Here is a 24,403-nt window from a genome sequence, read left to right on the forward strand (position 1 = left end):
TTCCGACCTAGTCAACGGAGACCACGATGCCCATCCGCAACCCCAAGACGGCGCTGTTCGCCGCCCTGACCGCCGCCGCGCTCACCCTCACCAGCTGCTCGGGCACAGCTGGCAGCGCCGACCCCACGGAAGTCGATCCCGAGGGCAAGGTCGAGGCTCGCGAGATCTCCTGGCTCCTCTCGCGCCCGGCCGATGGCGGGGTGATCACCGCGATGGAACAGATCGCCGAGGAGTACGCCAAGGACCACCCGGGGTTCTCGCTCAACCTGATCACGACCCCCGACCGCCCCTCCTACATCCAGAAGTACGAGACGCTCGCCGCAGCGAACAAGCTGCCCGAGCTGTTCGACACCGATGCGACGCCGTTCGCCCAGAAGCTCGCCGACCAGGGCCGCATGCTCGACGTCGAGCTGCTGCTGAAGGACCTCGGTCTCGATGACGACTATCGCGAGGCAGCACTGAACTATCAGCGGTTCGACGACGGCTCCCTCTACATGGTGCCGTTCGAGTTCCAGCTCGAGTTCTTCTGGTACAATTCCGCGCTCCTCGAACGCGCCAAGGTCGAGATCCCCAAGACGCTCGACGACTTCCCTCAGGTCTGCAAGGACCTGCGCGCCGCGGGCATCACCCCGATCGCTCTCGACGGGCAGGACCAGTGGCCGCTGGAGCGCTACATGTCCTACTACCCGTTCCGGATGGCCGGACCGGAGTACGTCCAGGACCTCAAGAACGGCAAGGCGAAGTTCGCCGACCCCGCCGGCCGTGCGGCCGCCGAGTGGCTCTACGAGCTCGGTCAGGCCGGGTGCTTCCAGGAAGACTTCTCCTCGACCGGCTATGCCGATGCCCAGGCGCAGTTCACCTCGGGCAAGGCCGCGATCTACAACATCGGGACCTGGGAGCTCGCGAACCTCGCGACGGACGCGCTGGACCCAGGCGTACGCAAGTCTGTCGACTACTTCACGCTGCCGACGGTCGAGGACGCCGTCACCGACGACAACGCGTACGTCACCCCCTCAGGAATCGGCATGGCGGTCAACACGCAGACCTACGACCCGCTGGTCCGCGACTTCCTCGCCTACGCGCTCGAGCGCTACCCGGAGACGTACGCCTCGACCGGTGCCCTCTCCCCCACCACCAACGTGGAGACCTCGATCCCGGACAACGCGACCGACCTCTACGCCAAGGCGGTGAAGCAGGCCGACGGGGTCGGGGCGGAGAGCGCGATGCCCTGGGACACCCAGCTCGACCCCGCCACGAACACCCGCCTGCAGCAGGAGCTGACGCTGCTCGTCCAGGGAGACATCAAGCCGGACGAGTTCATCGAGACGATGGACGCGACCCTCGCGGAGAACAGCAATGGCTGACCTCGCACGAACCTCGATGCTGCCGCGCCGGTCGAGGCTGTCGGTCGCCGTCTTCCTGGTGCCACCCCTTCTGCTGTACGGCGTCGCCGTGCTGCTTCCGATCGTGCAGTCGCTGTTCCTCAGCCTGTTCAGCTGGGACGGCATCACGGAGATGAGGTTCGTCGGTCTCGACAACTACGTCAAGATGTTCGCCCGCGACGACGTCTTCTGGAGGGCGTTCGGCAACGCGCTCGGCTATCTGGTGATCTGCCTGGTGCTGCAGCTCGGCGGCGCACTCGCGGTCGCGGCGCTCCTGACGGCGCTGCCGCGGGCCCGGGAGCTCGTGAAGACGCTGTATCTGCTCCCGGCGGTCATCTCGACGGTCGCGATCGCGTTCCTCTTCCAGCGGATCTACTCCCTCGACCCGGTCGGCCCGCTCAACCAGCTGCTGGCGTGGGTCGGTCTCGACGGCGCCCAGACCGCCTGGCTCTCGAACGTGAACACGGTACTCACGGCTGTGTCCGTCCCGGAGGGCTGGCGCTTCACCGGTCTCTACATGCTCATCGTCTATGCGGCACTCATCGCCGTGCCTCGCGAGCTCGAGGAGGCGGCTCGACTCGACGGCGCATCCTGGTGGCAGACGTTCTGGAAGATCCGGTTCCCCTACATCCGGCCCGTGTGGATCACGACCACGGTGATGGCGACCACCTTCGCGCTACGCGGTTTCGACATCCCCTACCTGCTGACGAACGGCGGCCCGGGCCAGTCCTCCGAGCTGCTCACCACGTACATGTACAAGACCGCGTTCGTGCACACCGACTACGGCTACGCCAGCGCGATCTCTGTCTTCATCGTCGTCGAGTGTCTGGTCGCCGTCGGCCTCATCTTCCTGCTGCTCCGTCGAAGGGACGACTCGTGACCACACCTGTGCTCACCCGACCACCGAAGGCCGCCGTGCCGCACTCGCCGAAGCCCCGAGCGGCAGCGCGACCGCCACGGCTCCGTGCCCAACGCGCGCTGCTCACGATCACGATCGTGCTCATCGTCATCGTGCAGGTCTATCCGATGGTGTGGCTCTTCGTGACGAGCTTCCGCACCGCCGCTGACTTCGCCGGGGGCAGCCCGTTCGCGTTGCCCTCGGACTACACGCTCGACAACTACACCCGAGCCTTCGCGACCGGCAACCTGTGGCTGAACATCCTGAACAGCTTCATCGTCACGGCGGGTGCAAGTGTGCTGATCGTCGTCGCGGGGATGATGGCGGCGTACGCGCTGCAGGTGCTCGGGTTCCGGTTCAGCGGCGTCGTACGCTCGCTGTTCCTGCTCGGCATCGTGGTTCCGGTGCAGATCGCGCTCGTCCCCCTCTTCATCGACTACTCCCGGGTCGGGCTCCTCGACACCCACCTGTCGATGATCATCCCGTTGGCCGCGTTCTCGCTCCCGATGGCCGTCTACCTGTTCTCGTCGTTCTACGAGTACATCCCCCGCGAGCTGTACGAGGCCGCGTCGCTCGACGGCGCCGGGCCGTACCGGATCTTCGCGCAGATCACTTTCCCGCTCTCCGCGAACACGATCATTACGGTCGTACTCGTGAACAGCATCTTCATCTGGAACGACTTCATCTTCGCGAACACCTTCGTGCTCTCCGACGGGCTCAAGACCATCCCGCTCGGTCTGCAGAACTACATCGGGGCCATGGGCAACACCGACTGGACGGCGACGTTCGCGGCAGTCTGCGTCACCGTGACGCCGTTGCTCCTTGTCTTCCTCGTCCTCAACAAGGCGATGATCCAGGGTCTGGAGAGCGGGGCGACCAAGGGATGAGCGGCACGGAGCCCAACAAGGCCGAACCCAACACGGCTGAGCCCAACAAAAGCGCGGCGAACGTGACGATGCGAGACGTCGCCAAGGCCGCGGGCGTCTCGGTCGCGACCGTGTCCCACGTCGTCAACAACAAGCCCGGGGCGCGCATCGGAGACGAGGCCAGACGCAGGGTGCAGGACGCGGTCGCGGCACTGGGCTACCGGCCGAACGCCCTGGCCAAGACCTTGTCGCGAGGAGGGTCGCGATTCATCGGCCTGGTCGCCGACGCGATCGCGACCACCCCGTTCGCCGGCCAGATCATCCACGGTGCCCAGGACGAGGCCTGGGCGCACGGATACGTCCTTCTCGTCGCCAACACCGACGGCAACGAGGCGGCAGAGAACGAGGCCATCGCGATGATGCTCGAGCACCAGGTGCGGGGCATCCTCTACTCGAGCTGGTACCACCGCGAGATCGTCGTTCCCGAGATGCTGCATCAGACCGATACGGTCCTCGTGGACTGCTTCGCCGAGGGCAGCGGTCTTCCCGCCGTCGTGCCGGACGAGGAGCAGGGTGGCAGGACGGCGACCGAAGAGCTCCTGGCTGCCGGTCACCGGCGGATCGCGTTCATCAACACGACGACACCCTCGCCGGCCCAGAGCGGTCGCCTGGCCGGCTACCGGGCGGCCCTGGAGGCAGCAGGTGTCGGCTTCGACGACTCTCTCGTGTTCCCGGCCGAACCTGCCCAGGAAGGCGGGTACGCCACCGCGCCGCGAATCGTGGAGTCGGAGGCGACGGCCGTGTTCTGCCACAACGACCGCGTGGCGATGGGTCTCTATGACGGGCTGCGCGAGCTCGGGCTGAGCATCCCGACCGACGTCGCGGTCATGGGGTTCGACAACCAGGACGTGATCGCCGCGCACCTGCGTCCGCCGTTGTCGACGGTGGCGCTTCCGCACTACGAACTCGGTGCCGCCGGCGTACGAACGCTTCTCGGCATCGAGTCGTCCACCGACGAGCAGCTGATCCGCGTCGCCTGCCCATCCGTCCCACGACATTCGATCTGAGGAACGCGCAGTGTCCAACCCCGTTGTCGTGCCCAGGCCCACCTTCCACTTCGCACCGCAGCGCAACTGGATGAACGACCCCAACGGTCTGGTCCACGACCGCGGCCGCTGGCACCTCTTCTACCAGTTCAACCCGGAGGGATCCGACTGGGGAAACATGAGCTGGGGCCACGCGACCAGCTCCGACCTGCAGCATTGGACCGAGCACCCGGTCGCGCTGCGGTTCCGTGACGGCGAGCAGATCTTCTCCGGGTCTATCGTCTCCACCCCCACCGAGGATGGAACCTCACTGACGGCGTACTACACGAGCGCGTACGCCGACGGTCATCAGGCGCAGTCGCGAGCCATCAGCAGGGACGGCGGCTTCACCTGGGAGCTCGACGCCGGCAACCCGGTGCTCGACCGCGGAACGAGCGCGTTCCGAGATCCCAAGGTCATTCGCTACACCGACGAGGCGGGCCGGCTTCGGTGGGTCCTGCTCGCGGTCGAGGCGGAGGACCGGCAGGTGCATCTCTACACCTCCGACGACCTGCGCTCGTGGGAGCACGCGAGCGTCTTCGGGCCGCTGGGCCCGGCCGGGGTCGTCTGGGAGTGTCCGGATCTCGTCCCCCTGCCGCTCGACGGCGATCCCGATGACCTTCGCTGGGTGCTGATCCTCAGCACCAACCCGATCGGCGACGACCCGGATCCGGAGGGATCTTCGATGAGCTATGTCGTCGGTCGCTTCGACGGATCCACGTTCACGGCAGACTCTCCCGAGCTCGTACGCCTGGACGACGGCCGCGACTTCTACGCAGGAGTCACCTTCGACAGCGCGCCGCAGGGAGCCGCGGTCATGCTCGGCTGGATGAGCAACTGGCGCTATGCGGGAGCATTTCCCTCGTCGCCGTGGAGGGGCGCCATGTCGTTGCCACGACAGCTCGCCCTGCGCACCGTCGAGAAGACTCCGCGCCTCATCCAGCAGCCTCCCGCCTTCCTCCTCGAACAGCTCGCTCGGGCCGCACCGGCGACGGTGTCGGTCGCCGCCCAACCTGTCGAGCTCTCGCTCAGCGGCCACAGCGTGCTGGCGCTCACCTGGGATGCGTCCGCCACAGGATCCGTCGGTCTGCGACTGCGCGGTGGCGCGGATGCCTGGGTAGATCTGGAGCACTCCGCGGGCACCATCCGCGTCACCCGTGGCGGTCCCGCGGCCGAGGCGGTGCATCCGGACTTTCCCTCGACCAGCATCACCCATCTCGAGGGCGGGCCGCGGGCCCAGCTGCTCGTCAGCCTCGACGGACCCCTCCTCGAGGTCTTCGCGAACGATGGCGAGGCAACGATCTCGCACCTCGTCACGCTCGGTCCCGGACCCATAACCGTGACCATCGACACCGAGATCGGCGGGCCGATCGCGTACACCGCCGTCGACGTCGAAGACGAGAAGTCGGGGCCGCACCTCGCCCCGAGGCCGATCCACGCTGATGCGCCGGGCGCATCGGTCTGAGCCGAACCCGAGTCGAACCCCCTGAGTCGAAGGAGTCATCATGCCCCACCCCATCTCACGACGGACCATGCTGCAGGGCGCCGGAGTCGGGTCGCTCGCGTTCTTCGCGGTCCACGCCACTCCAGTGGCTGCCCACACCACCCCGGCCATGGGGCCGGCTGCCCAGACATCGCTTCGGGCGGTCTATCACATGACCCCGCCCTCGGGCTGGCTCTGCGACCCGCAGCGACCGGTCACCACCCGCGGCGCCTACCAGCTCTACTACCTGCACTCCGACCAGAACAACGGCCCCGGTGGCTGGGACCACGCGACGACGACCGACGCCGTCTCGTTCACCCACCACGGCACCGTGATGCCCCTGAGGCCCGACTTCCCCGTGTGGTCCGGATCAGCAGTCGTCGACACCGCGAACACCGCCGGCTACGGCGCCGGAGCCGTCATCGCGCTCGCGACCCAGCCGACCGACGGCATCCGCAAGTACCAAGAGCAGTACCTCTACTGGTCGACCGACGGCGGCTACACCTTCACCCCTCGGCCCGATCCGGTGATCGTCAACACCGACGGCCGCACCGCGACAACGCCCGCCGAGATCGAGAACGCCGAATGGTTCCGGGACCCGAAGATCCACTGGGACGCGGCCCGCGGCGAATGGGTCTGCGTCATCGGTCGAGCGCGGTATGCGGCCTTCTACACCTCCACGAACCTGATCGACTGGCACCTCAAGCGCAACTTCGACTACCCCAACCACGCGCTCGGCGGCATCGAGTGCCCCGACCTGTTCGAGATGACCGCGAACGACGGCACCCGACACTGGGTGCTCGGCGCCAGCATGGACGCCTACAGCATCGGGCTTCCGATGACGTACGCCTATTGGATGGGCACGTGGAACGGCGAGGAGTTCATCGCCCACGACCTCACTCCACAGTGGCTCGACTGGGGCTGGGACTGGTACGCCGCCGTCACCTGGCCCGCGACGGACGCGCCGGAGACCAAACGCCTCGCCATCGCCTGGATGAACAACTGGAAGTACGCCGCCCGCGACGTACCGACGGATGCCTCCGACGGCTACAACGGACAGAACTCGATCGTGCGAGAGCTACGCCTCGAGCGCCAGCCCGGCGGTTGGTACTCCCTGCTCAGCAGCCCCGTCAGCAAGCTCTCTGACTACGTGGCAGCGACCACCACGCTGCCCGACCAGACGGTCAACGGCAGCCTCGTCCTCCCCTGGACCGGACGGGCGTACGAGCTCGAGCTCGACATCTCCTGGGACGCCGCCACCAACGTCGGCGTCTCCGTCGGACGCTCGGCCGACGGCTCGCGGCACACGAACATCGGCAAGTACGGCGCCGAGCTCTACGTCGACCGAGCCCCGTCCGACCTTGCCGGGTACTCCCTGGCTCCGTACACACGTGCCGCCGCACCCATCGACGCCGCCGCACGCTCCGTGCACCTGCGGATCTTCGTCGACACCCAGAGCGTCGAGGTGTTCGTCAACTCCGGCCATACCGTGCTCTCCCAGCAAGTGCACTTCACCGAGGGCGACACCGGCATCTCGCTCTACACCGATGGCGGACCGGCGAGCTTCACCGGCATCACCATCCGCCAGCTCCGCAGCATCGGCTAGCTCGTCTGCTCGAGCACTCGGGCCTCCATGAATGCCACGATCCGCGGCGGCGGTTGCCGCTGGCGGGGCGCCGTGATTACAGGCACACCTCGGCACCTTTGAGGTCGACCACGGGGATGAGTCGACGTCCGGAGCGCTGCTGGAAGCGCCGCCAGGGCCGCAGAGATACGGGAGTCCCCGCCTGAGTATCGAGATATCGTGGTGTGTCGAAACGTTGGAGGAGCACACATGGCAACCGAGATGAGCCAGACATCAGACGAGCTGATCGAGGTCTTCAAGGCACTGAGCAATCCCGTGCGACTGCAGTTCCTGGAATGGCTCAAAGATCCCGAACAACACTTCAGCGAGTACGACCCGATCGCGGACCGCCAGTCCGTCGGCGTCTGCGTCACCCACATCCACGCGAAGTCGGGCCTCGCACAGTCGACCGTCTCGAACTACATGAGCACGCTCGAACGCGCCGGGCTGGTCCGGTCGACCCGGGTAGGCAAGTGGACCCACTATCGACGCGACCACGAGCGGCTCGCCCAGCTCGCCGGATCCATCGCGGATCTCTAATTTACAAATCGCGATATCTCGATATGATCGATTCATGTCGATCCCCGATCCCATTCCGACCGCGCTGATCGTCCACGCGCACCCGGAGAGTCGCTCGTTCAGCTCCGCCCAGATGACAACCGCGTCCCAGGCCTTGCGCGACGCGGGCTACCGAGTCGATGTCATCGACCTCTACTCGGACGACTGGGCCCCCGTCCTCGACCGCGGCGAGTTCGAGCCCGTCGAGGGACACTTCAAGCCGCAGGCCCTGCAGCAGCGCGCGGTCACCGAGAACACGCTCGACCCGGCCGTCAAGAACCATCTCGACCGACTCCTCGCCGCTGACCTGCTGGTGCTGTCCTTCCCGATGTGGTGGTTCTCGCTGCCCGCCATCCTCAAGGGCTGGGTCGACCGAGTCTTCGTCATGGGGGCCCTCTTCGGCGGAGACCACGGCATGTTCGACGAGGCGGCCCTCGCCGGCAAGCGGGCCATGTTGCTGTTGACGACCGGCGGCTCCAGTGAGTCGTTCCGCCCCGGCGGCGCGCTCGGCTCGATCTCCGACTTCCTGTTCCACATCCATCGTGGCATGTTGGAGTTCGTCGGCTACAAGCCGCTCGAGCCCGTCATCACCTACGGCCCCGCCCACATGACCGACACAGAGCGAGCCGCAGCCCTCGAAGCCGTCCGACAGTCCGTCACCAGCATCGCCTGAGCTCGAACCCGGCACAGACACACCATCTTCGTAACGACCCCGCGCCCGAATCAGCGGCCAACGAGAGGACATCAGATGACGCAAGGTTTGACGGACAGCACCGGCGCATCGTTGACGGTCGGACTGGTCACCCGCGCCACGCGGAGACGGGAAGCGCGATCGTAGTGAAGGTGCTCATCATCGGGATCACCGGCAGGATCGGCGGACTGCTTGCGAGGAACCTTCGATCCCGCGGTGATGCAGTACGTGGCCTCGTGCGCCGCGAGGAGCAGCGGGATGTCCTCGCTGCCGATGGGATCGACGCGGTCGTGGGCGATCTCGCGAGGATGGACTCGACGGAGCTCGCCTCAGCACTGGCGGACATCGAGGTCGTAGTGTTCACGGCGGGATCGAACGGCGGCGCCGCCGAGGTGACCCGGGCCGTCGACGGCGAGGGGGTCTGCAAGACGATCGAGGCGATCCGCCACACCGGGGTGCGACGGCTGGCGCTGGTCTCGGTGCTCCCCGAATCATGGCGGGAGCGGAACCTCAGCGACGAGGAGGAGTACTACTTCGCGGTGAAGAAGCAGGCCGATGCCGCCGTGGCCCGCAGTGGCTTGGACTGGATGATCCTGCGTCCGTCCTTGCTCACCGACGACTCCGGAACCGGCGTGGTGTCGCTCGGTCCTGCCGAGCTCCACGGCCAGATATCTCGCGCCGATGTCGCCGACACTCTTGCGACCCTGGTGCACGAGCCGCGGATCAGCCGACAGATCCTCGAGCTCAACTCCGGGGACACCCCGATTGCCGAAGCAGTGCGGCGCAACATCCGTTGAGGCGCCACCGTTCCACTTCACTGGGTGAGCGAGGTGCCCCGCCCCCACCTTCTGTCAGGCATCGGGCTGGTGCCTGACCGGGCGAAGCATGGCGGAGGCTCAGATCTGGTTCTCCCCACCGTCGACGTAGATGTTCGCACCGACGACATAGCTGCTCTGCTCGGAGGCGAGGAACGCCACGACCGCTGCAGCCTCCTCGGGCTGCCCCATGCGGCCCTTCGGCACCGTCGCGGCGACCTTCTCCTTCACGGCTCGGGCGGTGTCCTCGTCACCGAAGGCGGCTGTGCCTCCGGGGGTCTCGATCCATGCCGGCGAGACGACGTTGACCCGGATGCCACGGCCCTTGAGCTCGGTGGACCAGGTCCGCGCGAAGGAACGGACGGCCGCCTTCGAGGCAGAGTAGGCTCCGAACGCCTCCACGCCGCGGTCGGCGGCCGTGGAGCCGGTCAGGATGACCGAGGCGCCGTCGTTGAGCAGTGGGAGAGCCTTCTGCACGGTGAACAGTGTCCCTCGGACATTGACCCCGAAGATCTGGTCGAAGTGCTCCTCGGTGGTCTGCTCCAAGCTCACGAACGTACCGACCGCCGCGTTCGCCACGAGCACGTCCACCCCCTTGCCCCGGGCGCGGACCGCGTCGTAGAGCCGGTCCAGGTCCGCCAGGTCGGAGATGTCGCCGGCCACTCCCGTCGCCCGGTCCGTACCGATGGTCTTGACGGCAGCCTCCAACTCGGCCTCGCGTCGCCCCGTGACGAACACGTACGCGCCCTCCTCGGCCAACCGCACCGCGGTGGCCAGGCCGATCCCGGTGCTGCCCCCGGTGACTACGGCCGTCTTGTCGTCGAACTGTCCCATGTGAGTCTCTCTCCATCACTTCCGAGCGGATCTCCTTCGCCATCCATGCTGGCGCGGCGCGGGGTTACTATCCATAATGCGAAGTCCGAAATTCTTTATGTATCGTCCAGGAGGTGCTGAGGTGGTCGGCTTTCGGGATCCAGTGGCAGACGCGATCAGTCTGCTGCGCCCCCGCACGGTGATCGGCCCCAGCCTCCGGGCCACAGGCGAGTGGGCGTTGCGCTTCGACACGTTCCTGCACGTACGGATCGGCGGCCTCGTGCGCGGCACGTGCTGGTTGATCCTCGACGGGCACGATCCGGTGCTCCTGCAGGAGGGTGACACCTTCATGCTGGGCAACCCGCCGCCCTACGTGCTGGCCAGCTCGCTCGATGCGAGCCCGCGTCCTGCAGGGCTGGTGCTGGCGGATGCCGAGGACGGGATCGTTCAGATCGGCCCGGAGTCCGAGGACGACCTCTACCTCTGCGTCGGCCACATCGCCTTCGACGACAGGAATGCGGCCCTGCTCACCGATCTACTGCCGCCGCTCGTGATCGTCCGCGAGACGGACCCACATGGCAGGCGGCTCGCGCAGCTGATCGATCTGCTGGCGAACGAGGTCGGGATCGCCGCGGCCGGCGGTCCGCTGGTGCAGAACCATCTCGCACAGATCCTGCTCGTGCACATGCTCCGTGCGCATGCCGGCCAGACCGACCGGCCCATCGGCTGGCTGGGCGCCCTGAACGAGGACGGCATCGGTGCCGCCCTGCGTGCCGTGCACGCGGACATGGCCCACTCATGGACCCTGAAGGAGCTCGCCGAGATCAGCCACATGTCACGCTCCGCGTTCGCCCAGGCTTTCAAGAGCCACGTCGGGGTCCCACCCCTGGAGTACCTCATCCAGTGGCGAATGAGCCTCGCGCGCGACGCCCTCGCCCGCGACACGATGTCCATCTCCGAGCTCGCACGGGCCACGGGCTACCAGTCCGAGAGCGCCTTCAGCACCGCATTCCGCCGCGTGGTCGGCGCATCACCCGCGAAGTTCCGGAACGAAGCGCGGCGCGCGGTCGCGACAGCCTCGAGACCGACCAGCCGGGTCCCGCAAGGAACCGCCGCAGGCACCTAAACTCTTTCCGCCTCCGCCCGAAGGAATCCGGACGGAGGCGGAAAGAGAGGTCTCATGCCTTCACGAAACCCAGAAGTGCCTCGTTGACCTCGGCGGCGTGGGTCCACAGCAGACCGTGGGGAGCGCCTTCGATCTCGACGTACTCAGCCTCGGGGAGCGCCTCGTGGAAGGGCCGCCCGGTGGCGTCGATGGGCAGGATGTTGTCGCTGGTCCCGTGCAGGATCAGGACCGGCTTGCCGGAGGCGCGCACGGCGACGACGTCCTCACGGAAGTCCTCGATCCAGGTCGGCACCACCGAGTAGGCAGCCACCGGTGCGCTGCGGGTGGCGGTGTTCCAGCTGGCCGTGACCGCCTCCTGGCTGATCCGTGAGCCCAGCGTCTCGTCGAGGTTGTAGAAGTCGCTGAAGAACTGCGTGTACCAGGCGTACCGGTCGGCGCGGGCCGCCTTGGCGATGTCGTCGAAGACGGACTGAGGCACTCCGGTCGGGTTGTCGTCGGCCGCCAGGAGGAACGGCTCCAGGGAAGCGAGGAACGCCAGCTTCGCGACACGCTCGTGACCGTGGTTGCTCACGTAGCGCGCCAGCTCACCCGTGCCCATGGAGAAGCCGACCAGGATGACGTCACGCAGGTCCAGGGTCTCGAGGAGTGCGTTCAGATCTGCCGCGAAGGTGTCGTAGTCATAGCCGGTGCCGACCTTGCTCGACTGTCCAAACCCGCGCCGGTCGTAGGTGATGACGCGGTAGCCGGCCGCGATCAGCTCGCGCGACTGGAGCTCCCAGCTGTTGCCGTCCAGCGGATAGCCGTGGATGAGGACGACCGGCTGCCCGGTGCCGTGATCCTCGTAGTAGATCTCGGTGGTGGTGCTGTTCTCGGTGCCCACGTTGATGTAGCCCATGATCCTCTTCCTTTGGATTCGCCCTCGGAGAACGATCGTTCTCCGCGTTGTTTGCTAGCATAGAGAATGATCGTTCTCCGCGCAAGTGCCGCGGATCCGGACAGAGGAAGAGGGCAGATGATCGACGATACGAGCGCACGGGAGCAGGTCGTCCGAGCGGCGGACGAGCTGTTCTACGCACGGGGCGTGCAGGCGGTCGGCATGGACGCGGTCCGGACTGCGGCAGGCGTATCGCTGAAACGGATCTACGCACTGTTCGCCTCCAAGGACGATCTGATCGTCGCCGTCCTACGACATCGCACCCAGGTCTGGGATGCCGGCCTCGCGTCAGCCACCGAGCGCGCCACGACGGCGCGCGAGCGGATACTCGCGATCTTCGACTTCCTCGACTCCTGGTTCCGGCAGCCCGACTTCCGTGGCTGTGCCTTCATCAACACCAACGGAGAGCTGGGCGGCAGCTCGGAGGCCGTGGCTGATGCCGTACGCGAGCAGAAGGCCGCGTTCCAGGCGTACGTCGCCCGCCTGGTCGAGGAGCTGGGAGGTCCGCCCGGCCTCGCACCGCAGCTCGCGATCCTGGCCGAGGGTGCCCAGACCACAGCTGCCATCGCAGGAACGCCCGACGCCGCCGAACATGCCCGCGCCGCCGCCGAGACACTGCTCGATGCGGCGGCACGCCTGCAAACCGTGGGCGGTTCGCACTGAGGAGATGCCGCAGGTGATCCCGCAGCACTGACTGCCCTCAGTCTTCGAGTGGCCCCAGGGACGGCCCGGCGACGAACCGGGCCGTCGGCTCGGTGAGCACGTCCAGCTCCAGTACGACCAGCTCGTTGCGGCCGGGCCGCAGCACCGGGCCCGGCACGAAGAGGGTGTGTTGCGGCCCGCGCCGCCAGTAGCGGCCCAGGCAGAAGCCGTTGACCCAGGCGATGCCCTTGCCCCAGGCGGCGGTGTCGAGGAAGAGGTCGACGTCGGGTTCGGCCGAGAAGTGTGCGCGCCATGCGGTGGGCCCGACGCCGGAGCCACGGTCTTCTGGTGAGTCGGTCTCCCACAGGCGTGGCACCCGGTCGAGGTCGACGGCCAGGACCTCCCAACCTTCGAGCGGCACCCCGTCGAGCAGGGCCGGCCCGACCAGGCCCTTCTGCTCACCGATGCGGGCGCCGTAGTTGACCCGGCCCTGGTCCTCGACGACCAGCTCCAGTACGCCGCGACCGCGCGGTAGCGCGATCGCCCGCTCGTGGTGCTCCCGCTCGAGGATGCCGACCGGAGCGCCGTCGAGGAGGACGGCGGCCCGGTCACGGACCTCGCCGAGGGTGAGGACGCCCGGGCGGTCGCCCGGCAGCTCGGTCCGGTAGACGGCCAGACGAGTCTCCGTCTCCAGCTCGTCCAGCATCGGCAGCGACTCCCACCTGCTCCAGGAGCCCCACGCCGCCGGGTCGTCGAGCAGCCAGACCGGCTCACCCAACGCCACCGTCTGCTCGGGGGCGGGACCGGCGGCGCCGGGGGTCTCGGTCGGCACCGGGGCGTAGCGGGCGATGACGTCACGGAACGCGAAGTACTTCGCGGTCGGGTTCCCGGCCTCGTCCAAGGGAGCGTCGTAGTCGTACGAGGTCACCGTCGGCCGGTAGATCCCCTTGTCATTGGCCCCGCTGGTCAGGCCGAAGTTCGTGCCGCCGTGGAACATGTAGACGTTGACCGAGGCTCCTGCGGCGAGAAGGGCATCGAGCTCCTCGGCGGCCTGATCGACGGCGGTGGTGTGGTGCCGGCCTCCCCAGTGGTCGAACCAGCCGTCCCAGAACTCCATGCACATCAGCGGCCCGGTCGGCTGGTGGTCGCGGAGGGTGCGCAAGCGGTTCGCGCTGTCCGAGCCGAAGGAGCTGGTACGCAGCACCCCGTCGACTCCGCCGGCGGCGAGCATGGCATCGACGGGCTGGTCCACCGTGACGAGCGGCACCGTGATGCCGGCGCCACGGGTCATCTCCACGAGTGCCTGCAGGTAGCTCCGGTCGTCGCCGTACGCGCCGTACTCGTTCTCCACCTGGACCAGCAGCACGGGCCCGCCCTGGTCGACCTGGTGCGGGTGCACGAGCGCCAGGACCTGGTGGAGGTACTTCTCGACCTCGTCGAGGAAGCGCGACTCGTGGCGGCGGATCCCGACGCCCGGCTCCCGGAACAGCCAGGGTGGCAACCCGCCGTTGTCCCACTCCGCGCAGATGAACGGCCCCGGACGCACGATCGCGTACAGGCCGGCCTCCCCCACCAGGCGCAGGAACCGCGGCAGGTCGAGGATGCCGTCCGTGTCGAAGACCCCCGAGCGGGGGCTGTGGGCGTTCCACGGCACGTACGTCTCGATGGTGTTGAGGCCCATCAGCCTGGCCTTCTCGATCCGGTCCGCCCAGTGATCGGGGTGGACCCGGAAGTAGTGCAGCGCGCCGGAGAGGATCCGGAACGGCTCACCGTCGAGGAGGAAGTCGGACTCGCCGATCGTGAACTCGGGCATGCCTACCTCTCGCGAGGGACCGACGGCCGCCGCTCCGCGAGGTGCGGCGGCCGTCTGTCCGTCAGTCGTGGGTCAGTTGACGCTGAAGCCCTGCTCGTCGCCGTACTTCACGAGCGCTTCCTGCCAGGCCCCCAAGCCCTCATCGAGGGCGGTGTGGGTCTGGTAGGACTTGCCGACGGTGTCGCCGTAGATCGTGTCCGCGTACAGCTGGTAGGGCAGGTACTGCCAGCCCTCGGCCACCTGGGTGGCCGCTTCGGTGAGCACCTGGTTGACCTGCTGGCCGCCGAAGTAGTCGCTCTTCTTGTCGACGAACGCGGGGTCCTGCAGGTCGGCGACCGTCGCCGGGAAGCCACCGCTCTCCAGGAACGGCTCGACGCCCTCGTCGTGGTTGAGCCAGCGCACGAACGCCGCGGCCAGCGCGGGGTTCTTGCTCTGCTCCAGCACGGACTGGGTGCTGCCGCCGTTCTCGGCGGTCACCGGCTGCCCGTCGTACGTCGGCATCGGTGCGACCCGCCACTTGCCCGCACCGTCAGGCACGGACTGCTCGAACACGCCAGGTGCCCAGGCACCGAGTCCGATGGACGCGATGGTCCCGTCGCCCAGCGCCTTGTACCACTCCTCGGTCCAGCCGGGGATGGTGCAGACCAGCTCGTCCTCGACGAGCTGGTTCCACACGCCCGTCCACTTCCGCGTGCCCTCGTCCTGCAGATCGATCGTGACGTTCTCGCCGTCGGCCTCGAACGGCGTGCCACCGGCCTGCCAGATCATGCTGGTGGTGAAGCCGGCGTCACCGCTGTCGTTGGTGATGCACTGTGACGGGTCGGCCTTCTTGATGGTCCGGGCTGCCTCGACGTACTCGTCCCAGGTGGTCGGCACCTCGAGCTTGTGCTCGTCGAAGACCTGCTGGTTGTAGAAGAGCGCCATCGGGCCGGAGTCCTGCGGCAGCCCGTAGAGGCCGTCGCCGGCCTGCACCGAGGCCCAGGTCGAGGGCGTGTAGTCCGACTCGAACTCGTCGAAGCCGTACTGGTTCAGGTCGACCAGGTCGCCGGGCAGCGCGAACTGCGGCAGCGCCTTGTACTCGACCTGCGCCACGTCGGGGCCGCCGGAGCCGGCCTTGATCGCGTTCTGCAGCTTCGTGTAGTGGTCGTTGCCGGTGCCGGCGTTGACGAGCTTCACGTCGACGTTCGGGTACTGGTCCTCGAACGCCGCGACCTGGGCCTCGGCGGACGGGGTCCACGTCCAGTAGGTGATGGTGCCCCCTTCCTCGAGGGCGGCGTCGAGGTCTGCGGCCGTGCCGCCGCCTCCGCTGCCGCCCCCGTCGTCCGAGCCGCAGCCGGCGAGCACGGAGGCGGCGGTGAGGGCTGCCGCGACGAGGGCGATCCGGCGGGATCTGCGCCCATTGATGATCAACATGGCGTTCCTTTCATTTCACTGTTTGACGCTTCCCGCGCTCAAGCCGGACTGCCAGAACCGCTGGAGAAGGAGGAAGGCGATGACGAGCGGGGCGATGGTCAGCAGGGAGCCGGTGACCACCAGGTTGTAGACGGGCTGCGCGTTCGCGCCCGTCGCCTGAGCGCTCCACTGGGTGAGGCCCACGGTGAGCGGGTAGAGCTTCGGCTCGCTCAGCATGATCAGTGGCAGGAAGTAGTTGTTCCACGTCGAGACGACGGCGAACAGCAGCACCGTGACGATGCCGGGAGCGAGCAGGCGAAGAGCGACCGTGAAGAAGATCCGAACCTCGCCGGCGCCGTCGATGCGCGCCGCCTCGAGCAGCTCATCCGGTACGGCGTCCGCGGCATAGACCCACATCAGGTACAGGCCGAACGGGCTGATCAGCGAGGGGATGATGATCGCCCAGACCGTGTTGGTGAGCCCCATGTTCGAGAACATCAGGAACGTCGGTACGGCCAGCGCGGTGCCGGGCACGGCCACCGCGCCGATGATGACGGCGAAGACCGCCCGCCGTCCGGGGAAGCGGTACTTGGCCAGGCCGTAGCCGGCCGCGGTGGCCAGCAGGGTCGCGCCGCCGGCACCCACCACGACGTAGAGCAGGGTGTTGGCCAGCCAGCGCAGGAAGATGCCGTCGCGGTAGGTCAGCGTCTCGCGGACGTTGCTGAAGAACGCGAACTCGTCGCCGACCCACAGCCCCGGGCTCGAGAACAGATCCGCCTGTGTCTTGGTGGCACTCAGGATCAGCCACGCCAGCGGCACCAGCGTGTAGACGAGGAACAGCGCCATCAGCGCGGTCAGCAGCGGCGACCGTCGCGGCGCCAGCGGCGACGTGCTCACCCGGCCCGTCATTTCATCGCCTCTCGTGAGCCGCGGAGCTGGACGGCGTACGCGATCACCGCGGTCAGCAGGCCCATCACGATCGCGACCGTCGCCGAGTAGTTGTACTGCTGCCCGCCGAAGGACAGGTTGTAGGCGTAGAGGTTCGGCGTGTAGTAGGTCGTGATGATGTTGGGTTCCAGCGTCCGCAGGATGTTCGGCTCGTTGAAGAGCTGGAAGGTCCCGATGATCGAGAAGATCGTGGCGATCAGGATGGCCCCGCGCAGTGCCGGGATCTTGATCGAGAGCACGGTGCGCAGCGCCCCGGCGCCGTCGAGCGCGGCGGCCTCGTAGATCTCGCCGGGCACTGTGCGCAGGGCGGAGTAGAAGATCAGCATGTTGTAGCCCACGAACTCCCAGGTCACAATATTGGCGATCGAGGCGAGCATCCAGTTGTTGCTGAGCGGCGCGATCGAGGTGCCGAACAGCTCGTTGAAGTCGGCGGCCAGCCCGAAGTTGGTGCCGTACATGAAGCCCCACATCAGGACGGCCACGACGCCGGGGACGGCATAGGGCAGGAAGATGAAGAGCCGGAAGAAGCTCGTGCCGCAGAGCCGTGCGCTGTCGATTGCCAGCGCGGCCACCAGGGCGAGGCCGAGCATGATCGGCACCTGTACGACGAAGAACAGCAGGACCCGCAACGAGCCGTCCCAGAACTTGTCGTCGGTGAACACGTCGACGTAGTTGTCCAGGCCGACGAACTGCGTGGTGCCGAAGAACGCCTGCGCACGGAAGAGGCTGAGGTAGGCGGCATAGCCGATCGGCGCCAGGAAGGTCAGCGCGAAGACCGCCAGGAACGGGCCGACGAAGATCCAGCCCTTCGTGTCGCTGCGGGACCACCGGCGACCGGGCGCGGGCGGTCGCCCACCACCGCGGGTCTCCCGGATGCTCTCCACTTGAGTCACGCCCTGGGACACGGTCCACCTCCTTTCACCGCCTTTCCGATGGCGGCCTGTTAACGTCAACAGGTACAGTGACGTACGACACATGTTGACGTCAACAGGTTGGCGGAAGGATTATTCGGCCCATGGCGACAGACAGCACGGCCTCGGGGCCAGTGACACGGCGAGGGGCCTCTCAGGCCGACGTTGCCCGGATCGCTGGGGTATCGGGACAGACGGTCTCGCGGGTCGCCAACGGCGCCCGCTATGTCGACGCGGCCACCCGGGAGCGGGTGCTGTCCGCGATGCGCGAGGTCGGGTACCGGCCCAACCGGGCGGCCCGGGCGCTGCGCAGCGGACGGTTCCAGAGTATCGGCGTGATCGCATTCGAGCTCTCCAGCGTCGGCACCACCCACACGCTCGACGCGATCGCGGCCGCCGCCACCCAGACCGGGTACGCCATCAACCTGCTGCCGGTGCTGGACGCCACCCAGGACGCCGTTCGAGCCGCGTTCGACCAGCTCGGCGAGCAGGCGGTGGACGGCATCATCATCCTGGTCGAGACGCACCGGCTCGACGGCGTCGCCGTACCGGACGGGCTGCCGGTGGTCGTGGTCGACTCCAGCGCGGAGTACGACTACCCGATCGTCGACAACGACCAGGCCCTCGGAGCACGGTTGGCCACCGAGCACCTGCTCGACCTCGGTCACGAGACCGTCTGGCACGTCGCCGGGCCCGAGCTGTCCTACTCCGCGCGGCGCCGCCGGACGTCGTGGCAGGAGACGCTCGAGGCCCACGGCCGAACGGTGCCGCCGGTGCTGCCGGGCGATTGGTCGACCGGAGCCGGCTACGAGGCCGGCCTCCGGCTGGCCGACAAGGAGGAGGTGACCGCGGTGTTCACCGCGAACGACCAGATGGCCCTGGGACTCCTGAGAGCCCTGCACGAGCGCGGTCGCCGGGTCCCCGACGACGTCAGCGTCGTCGGCTTCGACGACATGGAGGAGGCGGCGTACTTCTGGCCGCCGCTGACCACCGTCCACCAGTCGTTCGACGAGGTCGGCCGGGGCGCGGTCGATGCCCTGATCCGGGAGATCCAGTCCGGCGAGCACGAGCACCAGGAGGCCCTGGTGCGGCCCCGGCTGGTGGTCCGGGCCAGCACCGCCGCGCCTCGCAGGACGAACGCATGAGCCGGCGCCTCCACCGGTGGGTGCGCTGGCCCGAGTCGCTCGCGGTCGAGAACGCTCGCGGACCGCTCGGCTTCGGGGCCGACTACAACCCTGACCAGTGGGAACGGGAGGTGTGGGACGAGGACGTCCGGCTGATGCGTCAGGCCGGGGTGAACATCGTCTCCCTCGGGATCTTCTCCTGGGCCCGCCTGCAGCCGACGGCGGACACCTGGGACTTCGCCTGGCTCGACGAGGTGATGGACCTCCTGCACGCCCACGGCATCGCCGTCGACCTCGCCACCGCGACCGCCTCGCCGCCGCCCTGGTTGAGCACCGGGCACCCGGAGATCCTTCCGGTCACGCGCACCGGCGAGACCATGTGGCCGGGCGCGCGGCAGCACTGGCGACCGACGTCACCGGTGTTCCGGCAGCACGCCCTGGCGGTCGTCGAGAAGATGGCGAGCCGGTACGCCCAGCACCCGGCGCTCGCCGCCTGGCACGTCTCCAACGAGCTCGGTTGCCACAACCTCTACGACTACTCCGAGGACGCCGCGACGGCGTTCCGCACCTGGCTGTCGCAGAGGTACGGCGACCTCGACGGACTCAACCGCGCCTGGGGCACCGCGTTCTGGTCGCAGCGCTACAGCGACTGGAGCCAGGTGCTGCCGCCGCGGCTGACGCCCACCATCCCCAACCCGACGCACCAGCTCGACTTCAAGAGATTCTCCTCCGACGCCCTCAAGGACTACCTGCGCGCCGAGCGGGAGGTCCTCGACCGGCTAACCCCCGGCGTGCCGGTGACCACCAACTTCATGGTGATGGACCACTTCAACGGCATCGACTACGCCGACTGGGCGGCCGAGGTCGACTTCGTCTCCAACGACCACTACGTGCTCGTCGACGACCGCGCCCGCGACGAGCTGTCGTTCTCGGCCAACCTGACCGGCGGCATCGCCGGCGGTGAGCCGTGGTTCCTGATGGAGCACTCGACCAGCGCAGTCAACTGGCGCGCGATCAACCCGCCCAAGGCGGACGGCGCGCTGGTGCGGGACTCGCTCACCCACGTGGCGCACGGTGCGGACGCCGTCTGCTTCTTCCAGTGGCGGCAGTCCGTGGCCGGCGCGGAGAAGTACCACTCGGCCATGCTGCCCCATGCCGGCGAGGACAGCGAGGTCTATCGGACGGTGGTCCGACTGGGCGGACACCTCGAGCGGCTCGCCTCCGTCGTCGGGTCTCGGCGCCGGCAGGCCCGCGCCGCGATCCTCTTCGACATCGAGTCGTCGTGGACCCTCGATCTGGAGGCCAACCCGAGCTCCTCGGTGAGCCATCGGGCGGAGGCGCTCGACTGGTACGTCGCGTTCCTCGCGCTCGGGGTCCGGGCTGACGTCCTGCCCGTCGGCGCGCCGCTCGACGGGTACGACGTGGTGGTGGCGCCGGGGCTGCACGTGATGCCGGCCGCGACGGCCGACCTGCTGAGGAAGTTCGTCGACGGCGGCGGCCACCTGGTCACGACGTACTTCTCCGGCGTCGTGGACGAGAACAACCACGTGTGGCCGGGCGGCTACCCGGGTGCGCTGCGGGACCTGCTCGGCATCCGCATCGAGGAGTTCGGGCCGCTCCTGGACGGGAGCGAGGTCGTTCTCGACGACGGCAGTACCGGGACACGGTGGACCGACCGGATCACCGCGACGGCTCCCGGCACACAGGTCCTCGCGTCGTACAAGACCGGCCTGCAGGCGGGTCGCCCGGCGGTGACCCGACGAGCCCTGGGTCGCGGCTCGGCGACGTACGTCTCCACGCGGTTGGGTGCGGATGGTCTCGAGCCGCTGCTGGCACGACTGCTCGAGGCCGCGGGGGTGGACAGCGAGCTGCCCGCGGGGCTTCGCGGCAGGGTGGAGCTCGCCATCCGCGCAGACGGCGAGAGGGAGTACTGGTTCCTGGTCAACCGGACCGACGACGTGGTCGACCTCGGCGAGCTGGACGAGCTGGGCGGCCTCGGCGAGCCGATGTTCTCCTCGGGTGCCGATCGCGGCGTCGCCGAGCTGGCGGGCTCCGGGGTGGCCGTGTTCACCCGCACCGCCCGATGACCGACGAGCGCGCCCGCGGCGTGCATCTCCGACGTGGCGACACCAGCCTGGTCGTCCGGCTGGACCCCACCGAGCTCCCCTGCGTGCTCCACTGGGGACCGGAACTCGGTGAGACCGCGGTCGAGCACCTTCCCGACCTTCTCCGCTCGCTGGAGATGCCGAGCCTCGACGGGGCGATCTACCAGCACTCGTGGGCATCGGTGCTGCCGCAGCAGACCAGTGGCTGGGTGGGTCGTCCTGGTCTGCTGGGCAGCCGCGCCGGTCAGGCCTGGGCGCTCACCTACGACTCGGTGGACCACACGGTCACCGAGTCGACCGACTGCACCCGGCTCACCAGCGTCGCTCTGGACAGGTCGGCCGGGGTGGAGGTGACCACCGAGATCGAGCTGTTCGGGAACGGTCTGCTGCGCCTCCGTGCCTGCGTGCGGAACCTGGAGGCGACGCCATACGAGGTGACGCTGCTCGAGCCGGCTCTGCCGGTGCCGGCCGAGGCCGACGAGCTCCTCGACATGGCGGGGCGGCACGCCCACGAGCGCACCCCGCAGCGCCACGCGTTCACCCAGGGACAGCACGTCCGCGAGGCCTGGGGCGGTCGTCCCGGCCACGACTCGGCCACCGTGCTGTGTGCCGGCCGGTCCGGGTTCGGCTTCCGTGCCGGTCGGGTCTGGGGTGTTCACCTCGGCTGGAGCGGCAACCAGGTGCTCTGTGCCGAGAACTCCTTCACGGGCTGGAAGCTGCTGCGCGGAGGCGAGCTGCTCATGCCCGGCGAGATGGTGCTGGGCCACGACGAGACCTATACCTCGCCCTGGCTCTACGCCTCTTGGGGCGAGGGGCTCGATGCCTTCTCCGGCCGCTTCCACGAGCACCTGAGGGCGCGGGTCGTGCACCCACGGCGCGCAAGACCCGTACTCCTCAACACCTGGGAGGCGGTCTACTTCGACATGGACATGCCGAAGCTCGTCGAGCTCGCCGAGCGTGCGGCCGACCTGGGCGTCGAGCGGTACGTCCTCGATGACGGCTGGTTCAAGGGGCGGCGCGACGCCACGACCTCCCTGGGTGACTGGGTCGTGGACGAGGACGTGTTCCCCGACGGGCTCACCCAGCTGGTGAAGACCGTGCACAGCCTGGGCATGGAGTTCGGGCTGTGGTTCGAGCCCGAGATGGTCAGCCTCGACTCCGACGTGGCCCGGGCGCATCCCGAGTGGATCCTCGGCACCCACGCCGGTCCCGGCATCAGCTCGCGCGACCAGCACGTCCTCGACCTCACCGATGAGGACGCCTGGGCGCACGTGTTCGGTCAGATCTCGGCGCTGGTGGACCGCTACCGCATCGCCTACATCAAGTGGGACCACAACCGTGCCCTGACCGGCGCGGGTCGTGGCCGGGACCGCCGCCCCGGCGTCCACCTGCAGACCCTTGCGACCTACCGCATGATGGACGCGCTCCGTGCGCGGCACCCCGGGCTCGAGATCGAGGCCTGCTCCGGCGGTGGCGGGCGCCTGGATCTGGGGGTCCTCGAGCGGACCGACCGGGCCTGGGTCTCCGACTGCATCGACGCACACGAAGGGCACCGTCTGGTCCGGTGGACCGGGCTGATCCTCCCGCCCGAGCTGATGGGCACCCACGTGGGATCGAGCACCGACCACACCACCGGACGCCAGCACACCCTGCGCTTCCGTGCCGGCACCGCCGTGTGGGGACACCTCGGCATCGAGTGGGACCTCACCACCATGACGGACGAGGAGCGCGAGGAGCTCCGGGCCTGGATCGCGCTGCACAAGCGGTTCCGTGGTCTGCTCCACTCCGGCCGCGTCGTGCGGGCGGACGCCGTGCCCGACGGCCTGCAGCTGGACGGCGTGGTCGCCCCTGACGGGCGGGAGGCGCTGTTCCGTCTCTCGGCGCTCGACCTCACCCTAGGCCAGCCGGCCGGCCGCGTCCGGTTCCCCGGCCTGGCCGCGGAGAAGGCGTACCGGGTGACGCCGGTGCCTCTCGCGGTGTCGCCCGTGGACCGCCCGCGACCCGCGTGGTACGCCGGCGGCGCGGTGATGAGCGGCCGGCTGCTCGACGAGGTCGGCGTGATCGCGCCTCTGTTGGAGGCCGACGACCTGGTCATCGTGCACCTGGTCGCGGAGGTGGCGTCGTGACCGTCATCACCGATGCCGGCCACGTCACCCGGGGTTCGTCCTCCGTTCGCGCCGTGTTGGTCTGGCCGGGCTCCACCTGACGTACGGGTCCGATTGGCTGACTCACGCCTTACCGCTCGGGCTGGCATGCCAGCCATCGCCAGCAACAGGACCACACACACACATGAACCAGATCAAGTTGGTCGTCGCCGGTGCCGTGGCTCTTCTAGGCGCGATCGCCTTCAGCGGACACTTCTCGGACCGCACGCCGTCCGCCAGCGGACAGGCGAGCGCCGCGGTCACCAGCAGCAACACCCTTCGGATCGGTGTCGACAGCACCGAACCCGTCTACTACCAGAGCGGCGGCGAGACCTTGGGCTTCGACTACGAGATGGCCCGCAGCGTCGCCGAAGGCATGGGCGTCGAGCCCGAGTTCGTGGCGATGGACTTCAACGAGCTATTCCCGGCCCTGAGAGCGGGAAAGATCGACATGATCGGGGCCCAGGTCACGAGCACCTCGGACCTCGAGCGGGAGTTCGACTTCAGCGCGCCGTACTTCTCGACGTACGTCGCCTTCCTCACCCCCGAGGGATCGACCATCCGGAAGCGCGGTGACGTCAACGGGAAGAAGATCGCGGTCGTCGACGGCGCCGTCCAAGGGTCCTACCTCGAAGAGAAGTACCACGACGTCGAGATCGTCAGGGCCCCTGACGTGGGCGCTGCCATCGGGTTGATCGAGCGAGGCGAGGCGGACGCGTTGTTCCATGGGGCTCCTTACGCTCAGTCGATCATCAAGAGCGCGCCCATAGCCCTGGAGGAGCCGATCGTCTACCCGGTCAAGGACGCCCCGATCGGCTTCGTGATCCGCTCCGGCGACCAGCGCAAGGAACAGATCGACGAGGTCCTGAAGGACATGGTCCTCGACGGCGAGTGGATGCGGATCAAGACCGCGTACTTCGAGGCGGATCCGCTCGCCGATGTGTTCCGCGACAAGGGATCCTGAGTTCATCACTCCTGGCGAACGGCGCACATCCCCCTCGGGTCCGTGATAGACGGGAGTGATACACCCACGCTGAGCCGACCGGGAG

At 68.1% G+C, this 24,403-nt stretch carries 21 protein-coding genes; 15 read left to right on the top strand and 6 right to left on the bottom strand.

The window, feature by feature from the left end; genetic code table 11:
• The first annotated feature begins 26 nt into the window (after positions 1-26).
• The 9 genes from ABTX24_RS06700 to ABTX24_RS06740 all read left to right on the top strand — a co-directional run bounded on the left by ABTX24_RS06700 (position 27) and on the right by ABTX24_RS06740 (position 9,384).
• The gene (locus tag ABTX24_RS06700) at positions 27-1,364 is read left to right on the top strand and encodes an ABC transporter substrate-binding protein (protein ID WP_350838311.1); all 1,338 of its coding nucleotides are present in this window, start codon (positions 27-29) and stop codon (positions 1,362-1,364) included.
• Positions 1,357-2,262 (top strand): carbohydrate ABC transporter permease, encoded by a 906-nt coding sequence (locus ABTX24_RS06705; RefSeq protein WP_350714448.1) that lies wholly within the window; start codon positions 1,357-1,359, stop codon positions 2,260-2,262. Before ABTX24_RS06700 ends, ABTX24_RS06705 begins: the two co-directional genes overlap by 8 nt.
• The gene (locus tag ABTX24_RS06710; protein ID WP_201451103.1) at positions 2,259-3,167 is read left to right on the top strand and encodes a carbohydrate ABC transporter permease; all 909 of its coding nucleotides are present in this window, start codon (positions 2,259-2,261) and stop codon (positions 3,165-3,167) included. Before ABTX24_RS06705 ends, ABTX24_RS06710 begins: the two co-directional genes overlap by 4 nt.
• A 68-nt stretch (positions 3,168-3,235) precedes the next feature.
• On the top strand, positions 3,236-4,213 hold the full coding sequence (locus tag ABTX24_RS06715; protein ID WP_350838390.1) for a LacI family DNA-binding transcriptional regulator: 978 nt from the start codon (positions 3,236-3,238) through the stop codon (positions 4,211-4,213).
• A 10-nt stretch (positions 4,214-4,223) separates the two neighbouring features.
• On the top strand, positions 4,224-5,696 hold the full coding sequence (locus tag ABTX24_RS06720) for a glycoside hydrolase family 32 protein (RefSeq protein ID WP_350838313.1): 1,473 nt from the start codon (positions 4,224-4,226) through the stop codon (positions 5,694-5,696).
• A gap of 40 nt (positions 5,697-5,736) precedes the next feature.
• On the top strand, positions 5,737-7,320 hold the full coding sequence (locus ABTX24_RS06725) for a glycoside hydrolase family 32 protein (RefSeq protein WP_350838315.1): 1,584 nt from the start codon (positions 5,737-5,739) through the stop codon (positions 7,318-7,320).
• Between the two features lie 228 nt (positions 7,321-7,548).
• On the top strand, positions 7,549-7,878 hold the full coding sequence (locus ABTX24_RS06730) for an ArsR/SmtB family transcription factor (RefSeq protein ID WP_350838317.1): 330 nt from the start codon (positions 7,549-7,551) through the stop codon (positions 7,876-7,878).
• 34 nt (positions 7,879-7,912) lie between these two features.
• On the top strand, positions 7,913-8,569 hold the full coding sequence (locus ABTX24_RS06735; protein WP_160024932.1) for an NAD(P)H-dependent oxidoreductase: 657 nt from the start codon (positions 7,913-7,915) through the stop codon (positions 8,567-8,569).
• A gap of 170 nt (positions 8,570-8,739) precedes the next feature.
• Complete coding sequence (locus ABTX24_RS06740; protein WP_350838319.1) at positions 8,740-9,384, top strand: NAD(P)H-binding protein; 645 nt, start codon at positions 8,740-8,742, stop codon at positions 9,382-9,384.
• Between the two features lie 99 nt (positions 9,385-9,483).
• On the opposite strand, the gene ABTX24_RS06745 is transcribed toward ABTX24_RS06740, so the two are convergent.
• Positions 9,484-10,236, bottom strand: a complete 753-nt coding sequence (locus tag ABTX24_RS06745) for an SDR family NAD(P)-dependent oxidoreductase (RefSeq protein ID WP_350714441.1) — start codon at positions 10,234-10,236, stop codon at positions 9,484-9,486.
• 121 nt (positions 10,237-10,357) lie between these two features.
• Here ABTX24_RS06745 and ABTX24_RS06750 point away from each other — a divergent pair, with 121 nt between their 5' ends.
• Positions 10,358-11,341, top strand: coding sequence for an AraC family transcriptional regulator (locus ABTX24_RS06750; RefSeq protein WP_350838321.1), 984 nt, complete (start codon positions 10,358-10,360; stop codon positions 11,339-11,341).
• Between the two features lie 52 nt (positions 11,342-11,393).
• Here ABTX24_RS06750 and ABTX24_RS06755 read toward each other — a convergent pair whose 3' ends face one another.
• Positions 11,394-12,236: an alpha/beta fold hydrolase gene (locus tag ABTX24_RS06755; RefSeq protein WP_160024936.1), complete on the bottom strand. Its 843-nt coding sequence runs from the start codon at positions 12,234-12,236 to the stop codon at positions 11,394-11,396.
• Between the two features lie 117 nt (positions 12,237-12,353).
• Between ABTX24_RS06755 and ABTX24_RS06760 the strand changes: the two genes are divergently transcribed.
• A complete protein-coding gene (locus ABTX24_RS06760) occupies positions 12,354-12,938 on the top strand; it encodes a TetR/AcrR family transcriptional regulator (protein ID WP_350838323.1) in 585 nt (194 codons plus the stop codon).
• A 37-nt stretch (positions 12,939-12,975) separates the two neighbouring features.
• On the opposite strand, the gene ABTX24_RS06765 is transcribed toward ABTX24_RS06760, so the two are convergent.
• From ABTX24_RS06765 to ABTX24_RS06780, 4 genes are all read right to left on the bottom strand, one after another.
• Positions 12,976-14,730 (bottom strand): glycoside hydrolase family 35 protein, encoded by a 1,755-nt coding sequence (locus tag ABTX24_RS06765; RefSeq protein WP_350838325.1) that lies wholly within the window; start codon positions 14,728-14,730, stop codon positions 12,976-12,978.
• A 72-nt stretch (positions 14,731-14,802) separates the two neighbouring features.
• Positions 14,803-16,143: an ABC transporter substrate-binding protein gene (locus ABTX24_RS06770; protein WP_350838327.1), complete on the bottom strand. Its 1,341-nt coding sequence runs from the start codon at positions 16,141-16,143 to the stop codon at positions 14,803-14,805.
• A gap of 15 nt (positions 16,144-16,158) precedes the next feature.
• Entirely contained in the window at positions 16,159-17,019 is an 861-nt protein-coding gene (locus ABTX24_RS06775; protein ID WP_350838329.1) for a carbohydrate ABC transporter permease, read from the bottom strand.
• A gap of 8 nt (positions 17,020-17,027) precedes the next feature.
• On the bottom strand, positions 17,028-17,975 hold the full coding sequence (locus ABTX24_RS06780; protein ID WP_350838331.1) for a carbohydrate ABC transporter permease: 948 nt from the start codon (positions 17,973-17,975) through the stop codon (positions 17,028-17,030).
• A gap of 110 nt (positions 17,976-18,085) precedes the next feature.
• Here ABTX24_RS06780 and ABTX24_RS06785 point away from each other — a divergent pair, with 110 nt between their 5' ends.
• The 4 genes from ABTX24_RS06785 to ABTX24_RS06800 all read left to right on the top strand — a co-directional run bounded on the left by ABTX24_RS06785 (position 18,086) and on the right by ABTX24_RS06800 (position 24,318).
• Complete coding sequence (locus tag ABTX24_RS06785) at positions 18,086-19,126, top strand: LacI family DNA-binding transcriptional regulator (protein WP_350838333.1); 1,041 nt, start codon at positions 18,086-18,088, stop codon at positions 19,124-19,126.
• Positions 19,123-21,192 carry a beta-galactosidase gene (locus ABTX24_RS06790; RefSeq protein ID WP_350838335.1) on the top strand — a complete coding sequence of 690 codons (2,070 nt, stop codon included), beginning with the start codon at positions 19,123-19,125 and terminating at the stop codon, positions 21,190-21,192. The genes ABTX24_RS06785 and ABTX24_RS06790 overlap by 4 nt, the downstream gene beginning before the upstream one ends.
• The gene (locus ABTX24_RS06795) at positions 21,189-23,336 is read left to right on the top strand and encodes an alpha-galactosidase (RefSeq protein WP_350838337.1); all 2,148 of its coding nucleotides are present in this window, start codon (positions 21,189-21,191) and stop codon (positions 23,334-23,336) included. The genes ABTX24_RS06790 and ABTX24_RS06795 overlap by 4 nt, the downstream gene beginning before the upstream one ends.
• Positions 23,337-23,499: 163 nt before the next feature.
• The gene (locus ABTX24_RS06800) at positions 23,500-24,318 is read left to right on the top strand and encodes a substrate-binding periplasmic protein (protein ID WP_350838339.1); all 819 of its coding nucleotides are present in this window, start codon (positions 23,500-23,502) and stop codon (positions 24,316-24,318) included.
• Positions 24,319-24,403: the final 85 nt, after the last annotated feature.

It is taken from the genome of Nocardioides sp. NPDC127514 (genome assembly GCF_040302125.1).
In the GTDB taxonomy this organism is placed as follows: domain Bacteria; phylum Actinomycetota; class Actinomycetes; order Propionibacteriales; family Nocardioidaceae; genus Nocardioides.